General features: G+C 64.1%; 14 protein-coding genes. 11 read left to right on the top strand and 3 right to left on the bottom strand.

Annotated elements, in window-relative coordinates; all coding sequences use genetic code 11:
* The 8 genes from B5V03_RS22030 to B5V03_RS21995 all read left to right on the top strand — a co-directional run bounded on the left by B5V03_RS22030 (window position 1) and on the right by B5V03_RS21995 (window position 9,767).
* Window positions 1-972, top strand: coding sequence for a threonine dehydratase (locus B5V03_RS22030; RefSeq protein ID WP_129272491.1), 972 nt, complete (start codon window positions 1-3; stop codon window positions 970-972).
* A 23-nt stretch (window positions 973-995) separates the two neighbouring features.
* Window positions 996-1,538, top strand: coding sequence for an acetolactate synthase small subunit (ilvN, locus tag B5V03_RS22025; RefSeq protein ID WP_129272490.1), 543 nt, complete (start codon window positions 996-998; stop codon window positions 1,536-1,538).
* A gap of 3 nt (window positions 1,539-1,541) precedes the next feature.
* Window positions 1,542-2,237 carry a class I SAM-dependent methyltransferase gene (locus tag B5V03_RS22020; protein WP_129272489.1) on the top strand — a complete coding sequence of 232 codons (696 nt, stop codon included), beginning with the start codon at window positions 1,542-1,544 and terminating at the stop codon, window positions 2,235-2,237.
* Window positions 2,238-2,282: 45 nt separating this feature from the next.
* The gene (locus tag B5V03_RS22015) at window positions 2,283-3,158 is read left to right on the top strand and encodes an EamA family transporter (RefSeq protein ID WP_129272488.1); all 876 of its coding nucleotides are present in this window, start codon (window positions 2,283-2,285) and stop codon (window positions 3,156-3,158) included.
* Window positions 3,159-3,165: 7 nt separating this feature from the next.
* The gene (locus B5V03_RS22010) at window positions 3,166-3,768 is read left to right on the top strand and encodes a LysE family translocator (protein ID WP_164988197.1); all 603 of its coding nucleotides are present in this window, start codon (window positions 3,166-3,168) and stop codon (window positions 3,766-3,768) included.
* Window positions 3,769-3,901: 133 nt separating this feature from the next.
* A complete protein-coding gene (gene ilvC / locus B5V03_RS22005; protein WP_028145443.1) occupies window positions 3,902-4,921 on the top strand; it encodes a ketol-acid reductoisomerase in 1,020 nt (339 codons plus the stop codon).
* A gap of 367 nt (window positions 4,922-5,288) precedes the next feature.
* The gene (locus tag B5V03_RS22000) at window positions 5,289-8,633 is read left to right on the top strand and encodes a bifunctional diguanylate cyclase/phosphodiesterase (RefSeq protein ID WP_245502293.1); all 3,345 of its coding nucleotides are present in this window, start codon (window positions 5,289-5,291) and stop codon (window positions 8,631-8,633) included.
* A gap of 39 nt (window positions 8,634-8,672) precedes the next feature.
* Entirely contained in the window at window positions 8,673-9,767 is a 1,095-nt protein-coding gene (locus B5V03_RS21995; protein ID WP_245502292.1) for a DUF2336 domain-containing protein, read from the top strand.
* A gap of 476 nt (window positions 9,768-10,243) precedes the next feature.
* Here the strand turns inward: B5V03_RS21995 and B5V03_RS21990 are convergent, their stop codons facing one another.
* Complete coding sequence (locus B5V03_RS21990; RefSeq protein WP_164988196.1) at window positions 10,244-10,864, bottom strand: hypothetical protein; 621 nt, start codon at window positions 10,862-10,864, stop codon at window positions 10,244-10,246.
* Between the two features lie 106 nt (window positions 10,865-10,970).
* Here B5V03_RS21990 and B5V03_RS21985 point away from each other — a divergent pair, with 106 nt between their 5' ends.
* The 3 genes from B5V03_RS21985 (at window position 10,971) to B5V03_RS21980 (ending at window position 13,528) form a co-directional block, all read left to right on the top strand.
* Window positions 10,971-11,624: a TetR/AcrR family transcriptional regulator gene (locus B5V03_RS21985; RefSeq protein ID WP_245502291.1), complete on the top strand. Its 654-nt coding sequence runs from the start codon at window positions 10,971-10,973 to the stop codon at window positions 11,622-11,624.
* Window positions 11,625-11,694: 70 nt separating this feature from the next.
* Window positions 11,695-11,832 carry a hypothetical protein gene (locus B5V03_RS41585; protein ID WP_164988195.1) on the top strand — a complete coding sequence of 46 codons (138 nt, stop codon included), beginning with the start codon at window positions 11,695-11,697 and terminating at the stop codon, window positions 11,830-11,832.
* Complete coding sequence (locus tag B5V03_RS21980) at window positions 11,816-13,528, top strand: sulfatase-like hydrolase/transferase (protein ID WP_129272482.1); 1,713 nt, start codon at window positions 11,816-11,818, stop codon at window positions 13,526-13,528. Before B5V03_RS41585 ends, B5V03_RS21980 begins: the two co-directional genes overlap by 17 nt.
* A 158-nt stretch (window positions 13,529-13,686) precedes the next feature.
* On the opposite strand, the gene B5V03_RS21975 is transcribed toward B5V03_RS21980, so the two are convergent.
* Together B5V03_RS21975 and B5V03_RS21970 are read right to left on the bottom strand one after the other, a co-directional pair.
* Complete coding sequence (locus B5V03_RS21975) at window positions 13,687-15,243, bottom strand: glycine betaine ABC transporter substrate-binding protein (RefSeq protein WP_129272481.1); 1,557 nt, start codon at window positions 15,241-15,243, stop codon at window positions 13,687-13,689.
* Entirely contained in the window at window positions 15,240-16,022 is a 783-nt protein-coding gene (locus B5V03_RS21970) for an ATP-binding cassette domain-containing protein (protein WP_129272619.1), read from the bottom strand. The genes B5V03_RS21975 and B5V03_RS21970 overlap by 4 nt, the downstream gene beginning before the upstream one ends.
* Window positions 16,023-16,054: the final 32 nt, after the last annotated feature.

The following is a 16,054-nucleotide window of genomic DNA, read 5'->3' as shown; positions in this document are numbered from 1 at the left end:
ATGTTCGACCTGACGGAGCTCGAGCGCGCGCATGCGATCGTGGGGCAGGCGGTGCCGGCAACGCCGGCACGCGGCTGGCCTTTGCTCGCCGGGCGACTCGGCACCGAAGTCGTGGTCAAGCACGAGAACCACACGCCGATCGGCGCCTTCAAGGTGCGCGGCGGGCTGGTCTATCTCGATCGGCTGAAGCGCGAGCGGCCGAACATTCCGGGCATCATCTCGGCGACGCGAGGCAATCACGGCCAGAGCCTGGCGTTTGCCGCGAGCCGCCACGGCGTGCCGGCGGTGATCTACGTGCCATCAGGCAACTCGGTCGAGAAGAACAGAGCGATGAAGGCGTTTGGCGCCGAGCTCGTCGAGCATGGCGAGGACTTTCAGGCCGCGCGCGAGGAAGCCGAGCGCCGCGCGCAGTTCGCGGGCCTTCATATGGTGCCGTCGTTCCACCCGGACCTGGTGCTGGGCGTTGCAACCTACGCGCTCGAACTGTTTCGCTCTGCGCCCGATCTCGGCATTCTCTACGTGCCGATCGGGCAGGGCTCCGGCATCTGCGGCTGCATCATGGCGCGCGACCTGCTCGGCCTGAAGACCGAGATCGTCGGCGTGCAGTCAACGGAAGCACCGTCCTATGCGCTGTCATTCGCGGCAGGCCAAATCGTGACGACCGAGACGGCCAATACGCTCGCGGACGGCATGGCGACGCGCATTCCTGATGCGAATGCGCTCGCGCTGATCCGCAAGGGCGCCTCGCGCATTGTGCAGGTCACCGATGCTGAGGTTGCGGCCGCGATCCGTGCGTACTGGACCGATACGCATAATCTCGCCGAAGGCGCCGGCGCCGCCGCGCTCGCCGCGGCGCTTCAGGAAAAGACCAAACTGTCGGGCAAGCGCGTCGGTCTCGTGCTGTCCGGCGGCAATATCGATTTCGATCTGTTCCGCCGTTGGGTCGGAACGGACGCGCTCGCGATGGCGTGAAGAAGAGACAAGAGGGGACGACAATGAACCAGCCCGCATCCGCCTATTTCATCGAGGAGCGTCACGATCCCAACGAGACGCATACGCTCTCGGTGCTCGTGCAGAACGAGCCAGGCGTGCTCGCGCGCGTGATCGGCCTGTTCTCGGGCCGCGGCTACAACATCGAGAGCCTCACGGTGTCGGAGACCGAGAGCCAGAAGCATCTCTCGCGCATCACCATCGTCACCACGGGCACGCCGATGGTGATCGAGCAGATCAAGCACCAGCTCGACCGCATGATCCCGGTCTACCGCGTCGTCGACATGACCCAGACCAAGCGCTCGATCGAGCGCGAGCTGGCGATGGTCAAGGTGCGCGGGCAGGGCGAGCACCGCGTCGAGGCGCTGCGGCTGGCGGATGCGTTCCGCGCGCGCGTGATCGACGCCACCACCGAGAGCTTCGTGTTCGAGATCACAGGCAATACCGACAAGATCAACCAGTTTATCGACCTGATGCGCCCGCTCGGCCTTGTCGAGGTGTCGCGCACCGGCGTTGCCGCGATCGGCCGCGGGCCTGAAGGGATGTGAACCATGCTGGCGCGCGACTGGTACTATAACGAGCGGAACCGGATGGGCATCGGCCCCACGGTGGCGTCGATCTATGACGCCCACGACGATGCCGATCTGCGCGCGCGCGCCGCGCTGAAAATGCTGGGCGTACAGCGGGGCTGGCGGATTGCCGATATCGGCTGCGGCAACGGTGTGCTCGCGACCGAAGCGTCGCTGATGGGCGCGCAGGTCGATGCCATCGACATCTCGCCCGCCATGCTGGCGCTCGCCGAGATTTACGCGCGGGACCGCAAGGCCAAGGTCGCGACGCAGTCGGCCGGCCTGCTCAGCTTCGCCTACCAGGCGGAATCCTATGATCTCATCGTCAGCGAGTTCACGCTGCATCATTTGCCGGATTTCTGGAAGGCGGTTGCGATGTCGCGGATTTTTCGCGCGCTCAAGCCGGGCGCGACCTTCTATCTGCGCGACATTGTCTACGCCTCGATGCCTGACGCGATCGAGCGCGACGTCGAGCAATGGGCCGATTGCCAGATCAAGAACCACGATTTTTCGCGCGAGAGCGTCGTCACGCACATGCGCGATGAATATTCCACCTTCGGCTGGGTGATGGAGCGGATGCTGACCGACGTCGGCTTCACGCTGGTCTCGGCCGACTACCACGCCCCGATGCACGGCACTTATTTGCTGCGGAAACCGAAAGCCGGCGAGCAAGGCTAGACCAGAACAACAGGGCTGCACGATAAGGCAGAGCCGAGAACAACAATGAAGCCGGCCGACATCCTCATCGCCCTCGTGGTGGCGATCATCTGGGGGCTTGCCTTCGTGGCGAGCCGGATCGCGCTCGACGAGCTTTCGCCGGAGTTGATGACGGCGATGCGCTTTTCCATTGCCGCGGTGCCGTGCTTGTTCATTCCCAAGCCCAAAGTTGCCTGGTCGCTCTTGGTCGCGATCAGTTTTACGCTGTTCCTCGGCCAGTTCCTGAGCCAGGCCTATGGCATCGCCCATGGCGTGCCGGTCGGGCTCACCAGTGTCGTCGTGCAAAGCCAGGCGCTGTTCACGATCGGTTTCGCCGCGCTCGCATTCGGCGAGCGGCCGACGCCGGTACAGACGCTCGGCGTTGCCATCGCCGCAATTGGCCTTCTGATGATCTGCGGCACGGTCGGCTATGATTTCAGCCTTGCTGCGTTCGCGGTGCTGATGGTCTCGCCGGTCAGCTTCGCCGTCGGCAATCTGCTGCTGCGCGGCGCCCGCGGCGTGCCGATGTTCGATCTGTTCGCGTGGCTGTGCCTCGCCTCGGCCGTGCCGCTGTTCGTGCTGGCGCTGATCACCAATGGTCCCGCGCCGACGTGGACGTCGTTGAGCCACATTTCGTTGACGTCAGCTTTCTGCATGCTGGCGCTTGGCGCCGTCTCCACCAGCATCGCCTATTGGCTATGGGGCCGGCTGCTGCGCGATTATCCCGCAGCGCAAGTTGTGCCGTTCGCGCTGCTGGTGCCGTTCGTCGGCTCGGCTGCGTCCAGCATCGTGTTCGGCGAACGCTTCGGGCCGCTGCGCCTTGCCGGCATGCTGACCGTAATCGGCGGCATCGCGGTGATGGTGCTGGCGAAGCGCCCGCAAATCCAGCCGAAGACTGCGTGAGGTGAATATGGCCTATTCGCTCTTCTATGCCTTCCTCGCCTTCATGGTGGTGATGTACTTCACCCCCGGGCCGAACAACATCATGTTGCTGGCCTCCGGCCTGACGTATGGCTTCCGGCGCACCATCCCCCACATCGCCGGCATCGTGATCGGCTTTGCCTTCATGGTCGGCGCGGTCGGCCTCGGGCTCGGGACCGTGTTCCTGGCCTATCCGATCCTCCAGACCATCTTGAAGTATGCCGGTGCCGCCTACCTGATCTACCTCGCCGCAGTGATCGCCACGTCCGGTCCGACCACGCCGGGCGGCGATAGTGGCCGCGGCCCGATGACCTTCTGGGGCGCGGCCATGTTCCAGTGGATCAATGCCAAGGGCTGGGTGATCGTGATCGGCACCATCACCGCCTATGCGGCCATTGCCCAATTCCCGGTCAATATCGCGATCCAGACCGTGATCACCCTTTTGGTGGGCACGGTCTCCACCGTGGTGTGGGCCCTGTTCGGCACTGCCTTGCGGCCGGTGCTGACCTCCGAGCGTCTGGTCCGCGCCTTCAATATCCTGATGGCGCTGCTGCTGCTCGCCTCCCTCTACCCCGTTTTCATCGATGCATGATGTCGCGGATTTCCATGCAGAAACGGGTTTCCCTAAGGGCTGAAAATGCTCTAGACAGCCCCCGAAATCCGCAAAATTCACCCTTCGGACACTGACCATCGGCCGATTTTCGGCCCTCAACGAGGAAATGACCATGCGTGTTTATTACGATCGCGACGCCGACCTGAACCTGATCAAGGGCAAGAAGGTCGCCATCGTCGGCTATGGCAGCCAGGGCCACGCCCATGCGCTCAACCTCAAGGACTCCGGCGTCAAGGACGTGGCCATTGCGCTGCGCAAGGACTCGGGCTCGGTCAAGAAGGCGGAAGCTGCCGGCTTCAAGGTGATGGAAGTCGCCGAAGCCGCCAAATGGGCCGACCTCGTCATGATGCTGACCCCGGACGAACTCCAGGGCGATATCTATCGCGAGCACCTGCACGACAACATGAAGAAGGGCGCCGCCCTGGTGTTCGCGCACGGCCTCAACGTTCACTTCAACCTGCTCGACCCGCGCGCCGACCTCGACGTTCTCATGATCGCGCCGAAGGGCCCCGGCCACACGGTGCGCTCCGAATACCAGCGCGGCGGCGGCGTGCCCTGCCTGATCGCGATCGCCAAGGACGTCTCGGGCAACGCCCATGACCTCGGCCTGTCCTACGCTTCGGCCGTCGGCGGCGGCCGCGCCGGCATCATCGAGACCACCTTCAAGGAAGAGTGCGAGACCGACCTGTTCGGCGAGCAGGTCGTGCTCTGCGGCGGTCTGGTCGAGCTGATCAAGGGCGGCTACGAGACCCTGGTCGAAGCCGGCTACGCGCCGGAGATGGCCTATTTCGAGTGCCTGCACGAAGTGAAGCTGATCGTCGACCTGATCTATGAAGGCGGCATCGCGAACATGAACTACTCGATCTCCAACACCGCCGAATACGGCGAGTACGTCACCGGCCCGCGCATCGTCACCGCCGAGACCAAGGCCGAGATGAAGCGCGTTCTCGCCGACATCCAGGGCGGCAAGTTCGCCCGCGACTGGATGCTCGAGAACAAGGTCAACCAGACCTCGTTCAAGGCGACCCGCGCCAAGCTCGCCCAGCACCCGATCGAGGAAGTCGGCGCCAAGCTGCGCGACATGATGCCCTGGATCAAGAAGGGCGCGCTGGTCGACAAGTCGAAGAACTAAGCTTTGCGTCCCGAACGCAGCGCAGCATCCGGCGGCCTCCACGCGCGTCTTTGACGATGCGTTGCGGATCCGGGGGCCGTGCCGGTCGCTCGCCGCGAACCGGTCCTACTTTGAGGCGCACCGCGGCTGCGGTGCGCCTCGTTCGTTAGACCCCTGGTGCGAAGGATATTGCTGGCCTGCAGGTCGGTATTTAAATGCCGCCAATTCGCGGCTCTATTGCATAAAACCCGCGTATCTACGGTGATTGGTCGGAAGCGGGCGATCAACGGAATCTTAGCATTGCGGAGCGACGGTGAGCCGTCCGCTCCAACGAAAATGTGCAATGCTCGAAGCTTGGCGAAAATTGGCTCGGTCGCCGGGATCGTCCGTGACGATCCTGGGTCTGCTGTTTTCGGCAGTCATCGTTGCGTTGCCGCTCGTTGATTTCGTCACCCGCTATCGGGAAGCCCTCGCATCGGCACAAACCGACGCGGCCAACCTCGCTGCCATTCTGGCCGAGCACGCCGCGGTGACGTTTGAAGACATCGATCGCGTGCTGCTGGAGGCCGAGGCGATCCGCAAGGAAAGTCTATCCGGAAAATATGCCAGTCCGGGCGCGGCCAACGCCGCGTTGCGTCAACTCGCCAGGCGCTCTTCCATTCTCGTCGCGGTTGGCTGGACCGACGCTTCGGGAGAGGTCGTCGCGCATTCCTACGATCATACGCCCGCGCGCAGCAACATTTCCGAGATGTCGCACTTTATCGCTCACCGCGACAACGTTGCCAGCGGCCTGTTTGTTGCTCCTCCCTATCGTTCTGCCGTCAACGGCAAATGGTTCAGCGCGGCCTCGCGCCGGCTCAGCAATCCCGACGGAAGCTTTGCGGGGATCGTGACCGCACCGCTGGACCAATCGTACCTTTTGAAAATCTATCGCACGCTCGATCTCGGCGGTGACGGCTCCGTCGTTCTGCTCCACCGCAATGGGCGAGTTCTGGCGCGGGTACCGGAGGAGAAGGACATCCTCGGCAAGTCGGTTGCCGGCGGCCCGCTGTTCACCCGGTATCTGCCGCTGGCCGAAGCGGGCTCCTATGAGCTGACGAGTCCAATTGATGGCATCGCCCGCGTCGCCGGTTACAAGGCGGTCAGTGGTCTGCCGCTCGTCATGGTCGTGACCTACACCCGCAGCCACGTGTTGCAGCCATGGTACCGGCATCTCTATCTCTTCGGCCCGCTGGCGGCCGCGATCGTCGTCATTATCCTGGTTGGCACTTGGCTGCTGCGGCGGCAGACCTCCACTCTTGCCGAGACGAATGCGCGTTTCGACGCCGCGTTGAGCAACATGCCCCATGGGCTCAGCATGTTCGATGCGGACGAGAAGCTCCTGATTGCCAACAGCCGTTACCGCGAGATCTATGAGCTCACGGAGGCGCAGGTGAAGCGGGGCACCCCGCTCCGCGACATCGTCCGCGGCTACAACACGGCGGAAGGCGATCTGGATCTCGAGGAATTCCTGGAGGGTGCAAAGCGACGGGCGCAGCGGATCGTCACGCTCGCCGATGGTCGCATCATCGCGATCCTGCGCACGCCGATGCAGAACGGCGGCTGGGTCGCGACCCATCAGGATATCACGGAGAAGCGGCGCGACGAGACGCTGCTGGCCGAACATGCCGCCGAGCTGAAGCTCATCAACACGCGCTTCGACGTCGCCATCAGCAACATGTCGCAGGGCCTGTGCCTGTTCGATGTGGACAAGAATCTCGTGATATCGAACAGCCGATATCAGCAGATGTATGATCTGCCGGACGAACTCGTCAGGCCCGGTACGCCACTGCAACGGATATTGCAGCACTATGCCGATCGCGGCGAAGCTGACCAGAACCTGACGGTCAATCAGCATCTCCAGAGGATGCCAAACCAGCGCCAGCAGGACTATCAACTGAAAAACAGCCGCCAGATCCTGATCCAGCGCAAGCCGCTGCCGGACGGCGGCTGGGTCGCGACGCATGAAGACGTCACCGAGCAGAGGCGCGGCGAGCAAATGCTCGCCGAGAAAGCCGCTGAACTGGAGGCCATCAACCTTCGCTTCGATGCCGCCCTCAACAACATGTCCCAGGGGCTTTGCCTGTTCGACGCGGATCAAAGGATCGTGGTCTCGAACGCACGCTACGGGGAGATCTATCACCTCGGCAGCGATCAGATAACACCAGGTACCTCGCTGGCACAGATCCTCGACTATCGCCGCGAGCAGGGCACCCATTTCGCCGACGTCGCACCGGATGTCTATCGCAAGCAGAACGTGAAGCAACTGAGCGAAATCCGTGAACTTGCGGACGGGCGGGTGGTCGCGATCGCGCGGCACATGATGCCCGGCGGCGGCTGGCTCACGACCCACGAGGACATCACGGACCGTGCGAGAAACGAGAAGCGGATCGCGTTCCTGGCGCAGCACGACCTGCTCACGGGTCTGGCGAACCGCGCCGTGTTCTCCGAGAAGCTCGACGAGGCGGCGAGGCGGCTCGAGCGGCACGGCTCGACATTCACCGTCCTGATGCTCGACCTCGACAGGTTCAAGGCCGTCAACGATACGCTCGGTCACGCCGCGGGCGACCAGCTGCTGGTCGAAGTGGCGCGGCGATTGCAGTCGTCGCTTCGGGATACCGACGTGCTGGCGCGCCTTGGCGGGGACGAATTTGCGATCATCCAGGAGAACGAGAAGAATCAAAGCGAAGGCGCGATTGGCCTGGCGCTGAGGATCATCGACCTGATCGAGCAACCCTTCGATCTCGGTGGCAATCGGGTCAGCGTCGGGACCAGCATCGGAATTGCCCTCGCGCCGGAGCATGGCTCAGATGCCGAAGCCTTGCTCAAGAAGGCCGACATCGCGCTCTACGCCACAAAGTCGGCCGGCCGGAACGACTACCGTATCTTCCAGAGCGACATGACCGAATCCGCTGACACGAAGAAGTCGATGGAAGTCGAGCTGCGGGAAGCGATGGCTCGCGACGAATTCGAGTTGCACTATCAACCGGTGATCGATGCACGGACCCGCGCGATAAGCGGGGTGGAAGCCTTCGTGCGTTGGCATCATCCGTCAAAGGGCGTGCTGGCGCCCGAACAGTTCATGGGAACGGCCGAGTCGGCGGGGCTGCTGCTGCCTCTTGGAGAATGGATTCTGCGTCAGGCGTGCCTGGACGCTGCCGCCTGGCCCGCGCATGTCAGGATCGCTGTCAACGTCAGCGCCGCTCAGTTGCACAAGGGTAACTTTTTCGATGTGGTGCTGTGCGCCTTGGTCGAGACCGGCCTGTCGCCTGAGCGGCTTGAGCTGGAGGTTCCCTCGGGCGCGGTGCTCGACGGGAATCCGGCGGCCCAGCTGCTCGCGATGCGGCAGCTGAAGAATCTCGGCGTCTCGATCGTGCTTGACGATTGCGGCATGGGGTATTCGGCGGCCAGCTTTCTTCAGGGGTTCCCGTTCGACAAGATCAAGATCGATCGGTCGATCGTGCAGGGATGCACGACCCGAAGGGATTGCGCGGCGGCGGTCGCGTCGGCGATCGCCCTCGCCAATGGTCTCGATATCGCAACGGTCGCGAAGGGGGTCGAAAGCCGGGAGCAGTTCGAAAGTCTGCGCGCGACGGGCGTGGATTTCGCTCAGGGCTATCTGTTCGGGCGTCCCGTGCCCTGTTCCGACGTCGATTTCGACATGACGATTTCAGCGGCGCAGCATGTCGCCTGAGCAGGCCGCCTTGAAGCATTCGGGATGAAGGCAATGGGCATGCAGGACAGTCTGATCGAGCAGCTCGAAGGAGCTCTGGCGAGCAAGGAGCTGTCCAAGCGCGCCGAAGTCCTGCGACACGTCACCGACCTCTTCGTGTTCGGTTCGGGCAAATTCACGGGCGAGCAGATCGAATTGTTCGACCAGGTCATGAGCAAGCTCGTCGAGACGATCGAGCTCTCCGCTCGCGTCGCCTTCGGAAGCAGGCTGGCCAGGCTGCCTGATGCTCCCGGCAGGACGATCCGCCTGCTGGCGTTCGACGACGCCATCGACGTCGCCGCGCCTGTTCTGGAGCACTCATCGCGTCTCGACGAAGCGACCTTGGCGGAGAACGCGCGGACCAAAAGCCAGGATCACCTGCTGGCCATCGCCGGACGCAGCCAGTTGAGCGAGCCTGTGACCGACGTCCTGCTCGAACGTGGCAACAACGAGGTTGCCGCGCGGACCGCCGGCAACCGCGGCGCAAGATTCTCGACCCAGGGAATGTCCACGCTCGTCAGGAGGGCACGGGACAACGGCGCGCTTGCCATGTGCATCTGGTCTCGCCCCGATATCCCGCGCGAGACCCTGCTGAAATTGTTCGGCCAGGCGTCCGAGTTGGTGAGGCGCAAGCTCGAGGTGGCCGATCCTCGCCAGGCTGCGCAGATCCGTGGCGCCGTCTTGCAGGCCTCCGACGAACTTCAGACGACGGCGCGGGCGGGGTCCGGCGAACATGCCCAGGCGTTGGCCGATGTTCGCTCGATGCATTCACGGGGAATGCTCGACGAGGCGCGCTTGCTGGGCTTCGTCGAGGAACGGTCCTTCGACAGAACCGCGGTCGCGCTGTCGCTGATGTGTGATCTGCCCATCGGGGTGATCGAGCGTGCGCTGGTCAACGGCGAGCCTGAACAGCTCCTCATCCTCGCCCGGGCCATCGGGCTGTCCTGGGAAACCACCAAGGCGATGCTGAGATTTCAGGGCGGTCCCGATGACGTCACGCGCGAGCGGTCGGATACGTGCTTTGCAAGCTTCCTGCGGCTGAAGCCGAGCACCGCGAAGGCGGCGCTCCAGTTCTACCGGCTTCGCGAGCGGGCGAGCCAGACTCCTGCGCATTAAGAGCGCGATGAGATCAGGATGAGCCGTCATCGCGCTTTCGGCGCGGTGATGGACGGGTCGGTTTGGATGGCAAACCAAAAATTAAACTTCCACGTGTAGATTTTGCGTGAGGCGGTTCGGCCTGCTCCTTTCGAAGCTTTGGCACTTCATTCAAATTCTTCGGCCAGCGCAGCAGAGTCTGAACCCGAAGAACTGACGCTTAAAGCACATTCTTGGTATCGCCTCGTTTCTGAGGCTTTCGCGCCTCTCACCGAACCCCAAAAGCTCAGCGTGTTCAGAGTCAAGGATTCGGCTCTTCATCTGCCCTCTCATCTCGCGTTGATGCCAGCGACGTGAACTTCGTGCGGCGAATCGTCTTAAGAGCTGACGCCTGACGTGGTTTCTTGCGGATCGTCGCATGCGCAAAAATCCCAAGCGCGTGGTCGACCGCATCATCGCCAAGCGTCTCGGGCTGCTGCCGCAGGGCTGATCGACGTTCAGCCCGCCTCGGCCGTCCGTCCGCGGGGATGTGCCGCCATCGCGATCAGCCGCAGCGCCATCACGGCGAGCAGCGGAACGAGGAAGGCGGCATAAAGCGGCACCGCGGGCACGCGCTTGCCGAACGACACCATGAACTGAAACCAGAGGTAATAGCCGCCTGTGAGATGCAGCGCGCGCCAGGCGTGCGGTCCGAGCAGCGCGGCGGTGCGGTCGAATGAGGTCGCGCTCATGGCGATGATAATCGCATAGCCGATGCCGCCGAAGATGAAGGAGGCAGCCGAGGTCGCCTCCGCAAAGCCGGCCGGATCCATGTTGGCGAACGTGATGATCGCAACGGCGTGGATGGCGTGGGAGGCGGCAAAGCTCAAGCCCAAATAGCGGCGGTTACGGCGCTGCCAGCGCGTCCAGGCGTTGGGCCACAGCCGGGCCAGCGCCGCGGCGCTGAAGGCAAGGCAGAACAGCAGCAGCGAGCTGCGCGCCGTGAAGCGGATCACCATCCGCACGCCCTCGGTCTCGAACTGCCGCATCGCGGCAATCCACAGGCTGAGTGCGATCAGGCTCAGGGTGAGGGTGGCGAGCAGCCGCCAGCCTTCGAACCAGCTTTGACGTCGTGACATGGCAATTTCCTCCAACATGTAATCGCTGATTACATTTGGTCGTGGCTGCCCGGTCAACGGTGTAATCGCTGCTTACATTCACGTTCAGGTGATGTTAGGAAGCTCCATGTCCGCCCGACAGCCGGCCAAGCCGCGCGCTCGCCGCAACACCTCTGAAGCGCGGCCCTATCACCACGGCGACCTCCGCCGCGTGTTGATCGATGCTGCGCTGCAACTGGCGGCGGAGGGGGCCGAAATCTCGGTGCGCGAGGCCGCACGCCGGGCCGCGGTTTCGCCGGGGGCACCGTTCCGGCACTTTCCCAACCGCGATGCCCTGATCGCGGCGGCGGCCGAGGAGGCGCAACGGCGCTTTCGTGCCGAGATTGATGCGACGCTGGGCGATGCTCCCGCCACCAACGCTCTGGCTCGCTTCCGCGCGTTTGGCCTTGCTTACCTGCGCTGGGCGATGCGCAACCCCGCCCATTTCGAGATCATCTCCACGGGCCGCTACTTCGCCCATGGCAGCTCCGCCGAGCTGACGCGCGACAACGCAGAGCTGGCTGCGATGACCGAGCAAATGCTCACTGACGCGGCCGAGCAGGGCCTGCTGCGCTCGACCGACCTCAAGCGCATCCAGATCGCCGGCCGTGCCCTGGTCTATGGTTTTGCCCGGATGAATCTGGACGGCCACTTTCCGCGCTGGGGCGTGGAGGAGGCGGAGATTGAGCGGATGGCCGAAGGGGTGATCGACCTGTTCATCGCCGGGATCGCCAAACGCTAGTGTCGCCGGCCGTACGACCCGTTCGCCGCGTACTAACATTATGCGAAGGTCGGACCGGGACACGCGTTGCTTGTCCGTGACCATTCAATTACAGTTTTATGACACGGTGCAGGCTTTCCGGCTGCGCCGAACGCCGCAGGCCGGCCGCGGCTTGGCATTTTCCGCGCCGGACCAGCTGTTGCGTGTCGTCGATGGCGTCCGCGCCTAATCCAGGTCCTTCTGCCACCACCGCCGTTCTGGCGAGCGTTGCTGCGCTCGGCATCTGGCGGCTGCTCGCGGTTGCCGCACCGCATCTGGCAGCGCTTGCGCTGATGTACGAGACCGAGACCGACTTTGGCTCGCGCCTCGCCTTCGTACTCGCCTGGGGCATCGTCAATTTCTTCTGGATCGCGCTGCTGCGGCGGCCGGCATTGTCGGGCGCGCTGTCGCTGACCTTGGTGGTCGTGCTGGTGCTGCTGTCGCGGCTCAAGCACGACGTCGTGCAGATGACGGTCAACTTCATCGACCTGATGATGATCGACCGCGACACCGTCGCGTTCCTGTTCACGATCTTCCCGAATTTGCGCTGGTCGGTGATAGGAGCCGGCTTCGTCACGCTGCCGCTGATGTATGCGCTATGGTGGCTCGATCCGTTTCGCATCCGCCGCCTGCCGGCGCTTGCCTCCATGCTCGCCTGTGTCGCCGCACTCGTCGGATATTCGCTCTATCATCCCGATGAGGCCTGGCGCGGCTATTACGACGACGGCTATCTCTCAAAATTCTTCCGCTCCGGCGTCAGCTCGGTGTCCGATTTCGCGCAATACGGCTTCATGGAATCGGCGGCCGCAACCAACGAGCGGCTCAACATGCCGCTGGTCGATGCCTGCCATCCCGCGGGCCGTCGGCCGAACATCATCATGATCCATGATGAATCGAGTTTTGATATCCGCGCCGCGCAGGGCATCAAGGTGCCCCAGGGCTATGGCAGCCACTTCAAATCCTGGGACGGCAAGCAGCGCACATTCCTCGCCGAGAGCAATGGCGGGCCGAGCTGGTTCACCGAATACAACGTGCTCGCCGGCCTCTCCTCGCGGTCGTTCGGGCGTTTCGCCTATTTCGTGACGCGCATCGCAACGGGCCGCGTCGAGCGCGGCCTGCCGCTGGCGCTACGCCGCTGCGGTTATGATACGATGTCGCTCTATCCCGCTTATGGCGGCTTTATGGCTGCGCGCAGCTTCCAGCTGACGACCGGCGTCGAACGCTTCCTCGACTCGAAAGACCTCGGCGCCAAGGATGTCGAGCCGGACTCTTTCTTCTACGACAAGGCGCTCCAGCTGATGGGTCAGCAGCCGCCGAACAAGCCGCTGTTCACCTTCATCTATCTCGGCGCCAATCATTTCCCTTGGGAGACACGCTTCCGCCCGGACCTGATGCCGAACTGGCGCGCACCGGGCAACGTGGCGTCCATCGACGAATATCTGCGCCGGCAAGCAATGAGCGCCGAGCAGTACAAGGCGTTCATTGCGGGCCTGAAGAAGAGTTTTCCGGGCGAGCCCTTCCTGATCGTGCGCTACGGCGACCATCAGCCCGAGTTCGCGCCTGCTATCCTCGAGCCCGGGCTCGACGAAGGCGCGATCGGCAAGAAGCTCGACGCCTACGACCCGCGTCTCTACGCCACCTATTATGCGATCGACGCCGTCAATTTCGAGCCGGTGAAGAGCGATGCCGTGATGGACACCGTCGACGGTCCGTACCTGCCGCTGGTGATCCAGGAAGCCGCCGGCATTCCGCTCGACCCGTCCTTCGCCGAGCAGAAGGAGATCATGCTTCGCTGCAAGGGCATCTTCTACGGCTGCAAGGACGGCGCGGAGGCGCGGCGGCTGAATCGGCTGCTGATCAATGCCGGGATGATCCGGGGGCTGTAGTTTCTATCACCGTCATCCTGAGGCGCCGGAGCGAAGCGGAGGCCTCGAAGGATGCACGGCCCGGCTGCATCGAGGCCGTTCATCCTTCGAGGCTCCGCACGCGCTGCTTCGCAGCGCACGCCTCGCACCTCAGGATGACGGGTCGCGCAGTGGTCCCGTTACTTACCCACCTTCTCCCACAGCCACTTCGCCACCGCATCCGGTGACGAATTCGCATCATTGCTTGCAGCGCGCAGGTTTGCCTCGCGCATCGTGGCGATGTCGATCTTGCCGAGCAGCGGCTTGAGCGCGGCCTGCAATCGCTCGTCGCCGCCGCGCTTCGGCGCAAGCAGCAGGATCGCGTCATAGGGCGGGATTGCGTGCCTGGGATCGTCGAGCGCGACGAGGTCGTATTTCGCGATCAGGCCGTCGCTGGTGTAGCCGGCGATGACGTCGACCTCGCCGCTGGCGACCGCCGCATACATGAAATCCGGCTGCATCTGGCGCTGGCCGCGGAACTGCAGGCCATAGGCCTTTTGCAGCGCCGCCCATTCCGGCCGGGAGAAGAACTCGTAGTCGCCGGCGATCGACATCGTTGAGGTGTGTGCGGCGAGATCGGCGATGCTGCGGATGCCGAGTGCCTCGGCGCGCTTCCTCGGCATCACCAGCGCATAGGCGTTCTCGAAGCCGAGCTCGCCGAGCATCGTGATGTTGTCCCTGGCGAGCGTCGTCTTCAGACCCGTGAGCAGCTCGGCGCGCGGCTTGATGTCGCTGCGGTGCAGCTGGTTGGCCCAGAGCGTGCCGGAATAATCGACATAGAGATCGACATCGCCGGCCTTCAGCGCCTCGAAGATCACGCTGGAGCCGAGGCCCGATCTGGCCGTGGCGGAGAGACCGGCTGCCTGGAGGCGGTCCCTCAGCAGCGCCGACAGCACATATTGCTCGGCAAACGTCTTGGCGCCGACGACATAGCTCTGCGACGAACGGCCCATCGTCGGTACCAGCGTTGCCGCGACCAGCGCCGCGATGCCGATCGCGCCGAGCGCGGTGCGCGTGCGGCTGCGGTGACGCAGCCCGCTCTCGATCAAGCCGAGCAGCTGATCGACGGCGAGGGCCAGCAGGGCCGAGGCAAAGCAGCCGAACAGCACGAACACCCAGTTCTGGGTCTGAAGCCCCGCAAAAATGTAATTGCCGAGGCTGGTCTGCCCGATCGGGGTCGACAACGTGGCGGTGCCGATCACCCACACCGCGGCGGTGCGGATGCCCGCCATCATCACCGGCAGCGCCAGTGGCAGCTCGACCATCATCAGCGACTGCAGCGCGGTCATGCCGACGCCCTTGGCGGCCTCGATCAGAGCGGGATCGATGCCGTTGAGCCCGGTGATGCCGTTGCGCAGCACCGGCAGCATCGAATAGAGCGCCAGCGCCAGCATCGCCGGCAGGAAGCCGAAGGCGGAGAAGGACACGCCGAACCAGGCGAGTGTCACCGAGGCCGCCGCGAGCAGCAGCGGATAGAACAGCGCGAGCAGCGCCAGCCCAGGCACAGTCTGCACGATGCTGGCGAGTGCGAGCAGGACTGCGCGCGGCGCCGGGCGGTTGCGTGTCAGGATCGCGAGCGGCAGGCTGATGGCGAGGCCAAGCGCGAGTGCGGCAAGACTCACCCGCACATGGTTGCCGAGATAATCGGGCAAATGCGACAGCGCCTCGCCCCAGCGCGGATCGGCGAAAAAGCTCATGCCGCACCGCTCTGCGGCAGCAGCGCGTTCAGCCGCTCGACCTGGCGCCGCGGCGTGCGCAACAGCTCGAGTACGTAGCTGTCGCTGCTCTTCGAAAGCTCCGCCGGCGTGCCCTGCGCGAGCAGCTGTCCAGCGCGCATCACCGCGATGCGGTCGGCGAGCAGGATCGCCTCCGTCATGTCATGCGTGATCATGACCGTGGTCAGACCCAGGCTGCGGTGCAGCGAACGATAGTCATCGCCAAGCGCATCGCGGGTGAGCGGATCGAGCGCGCCAAAGGGCTCGTCCATCAACACGATGCGGGGTTTTGCCGCCAGCGCCCGCGCCACGCCGACGCGTTGGCGCTGGCCGCCGGAGAGCGCTTCCGGCAACCGATCGCGATGCGCGCCACGGTCGAGCTGCACCAGCTCCAGCAACTCGTCGACGCGTGTTGTGATGGCTCCCGCCGGCTCGCCCAGCAGCTTTGGCGTGATCCCGATATTGTCGGCGACGCTCAGATGTGGAAACAGCCCGCCGCTCTGGAAGACGTAGCCGATCCGCCGCCGCAGCGCGACCGGGTCGACGCTTCGGACGTCCTCGCCTTCGACCGTGATGCTGCCGCCATCGGCCTCGATCAGCCGGTTGGCCAGCCGCAGCAGCGTGGTCTTGCCCGAGCCCGAGCCGCCGACGATGGCCACAAACTCGCCCTCGGCGATGTCGAGCGACACATCGTCCACGGCCTTGAGCAGGCCGAAGTTTTTAGTGACGTGGTCATAGCCAATCATCGGCCTGGGCGGCATCGGGCGGGGGCTCGCTTCGTTGACCCGCCCGT

This window comes from Bradyrhizobium betae (genome assembly GCF_004123905.1).
Lineage (GTDB): Bacteria > Pseudomonadota > Alphaproteobacteria > Rhizobiales > Xanthobacteraceae > Bradyrhizobium > Bradyrhizobium betae_A.
Note: the sequence above shows the minus strand (reverse complement) of the source record. Positions and strands in the feature narration are given on the sequence as shown.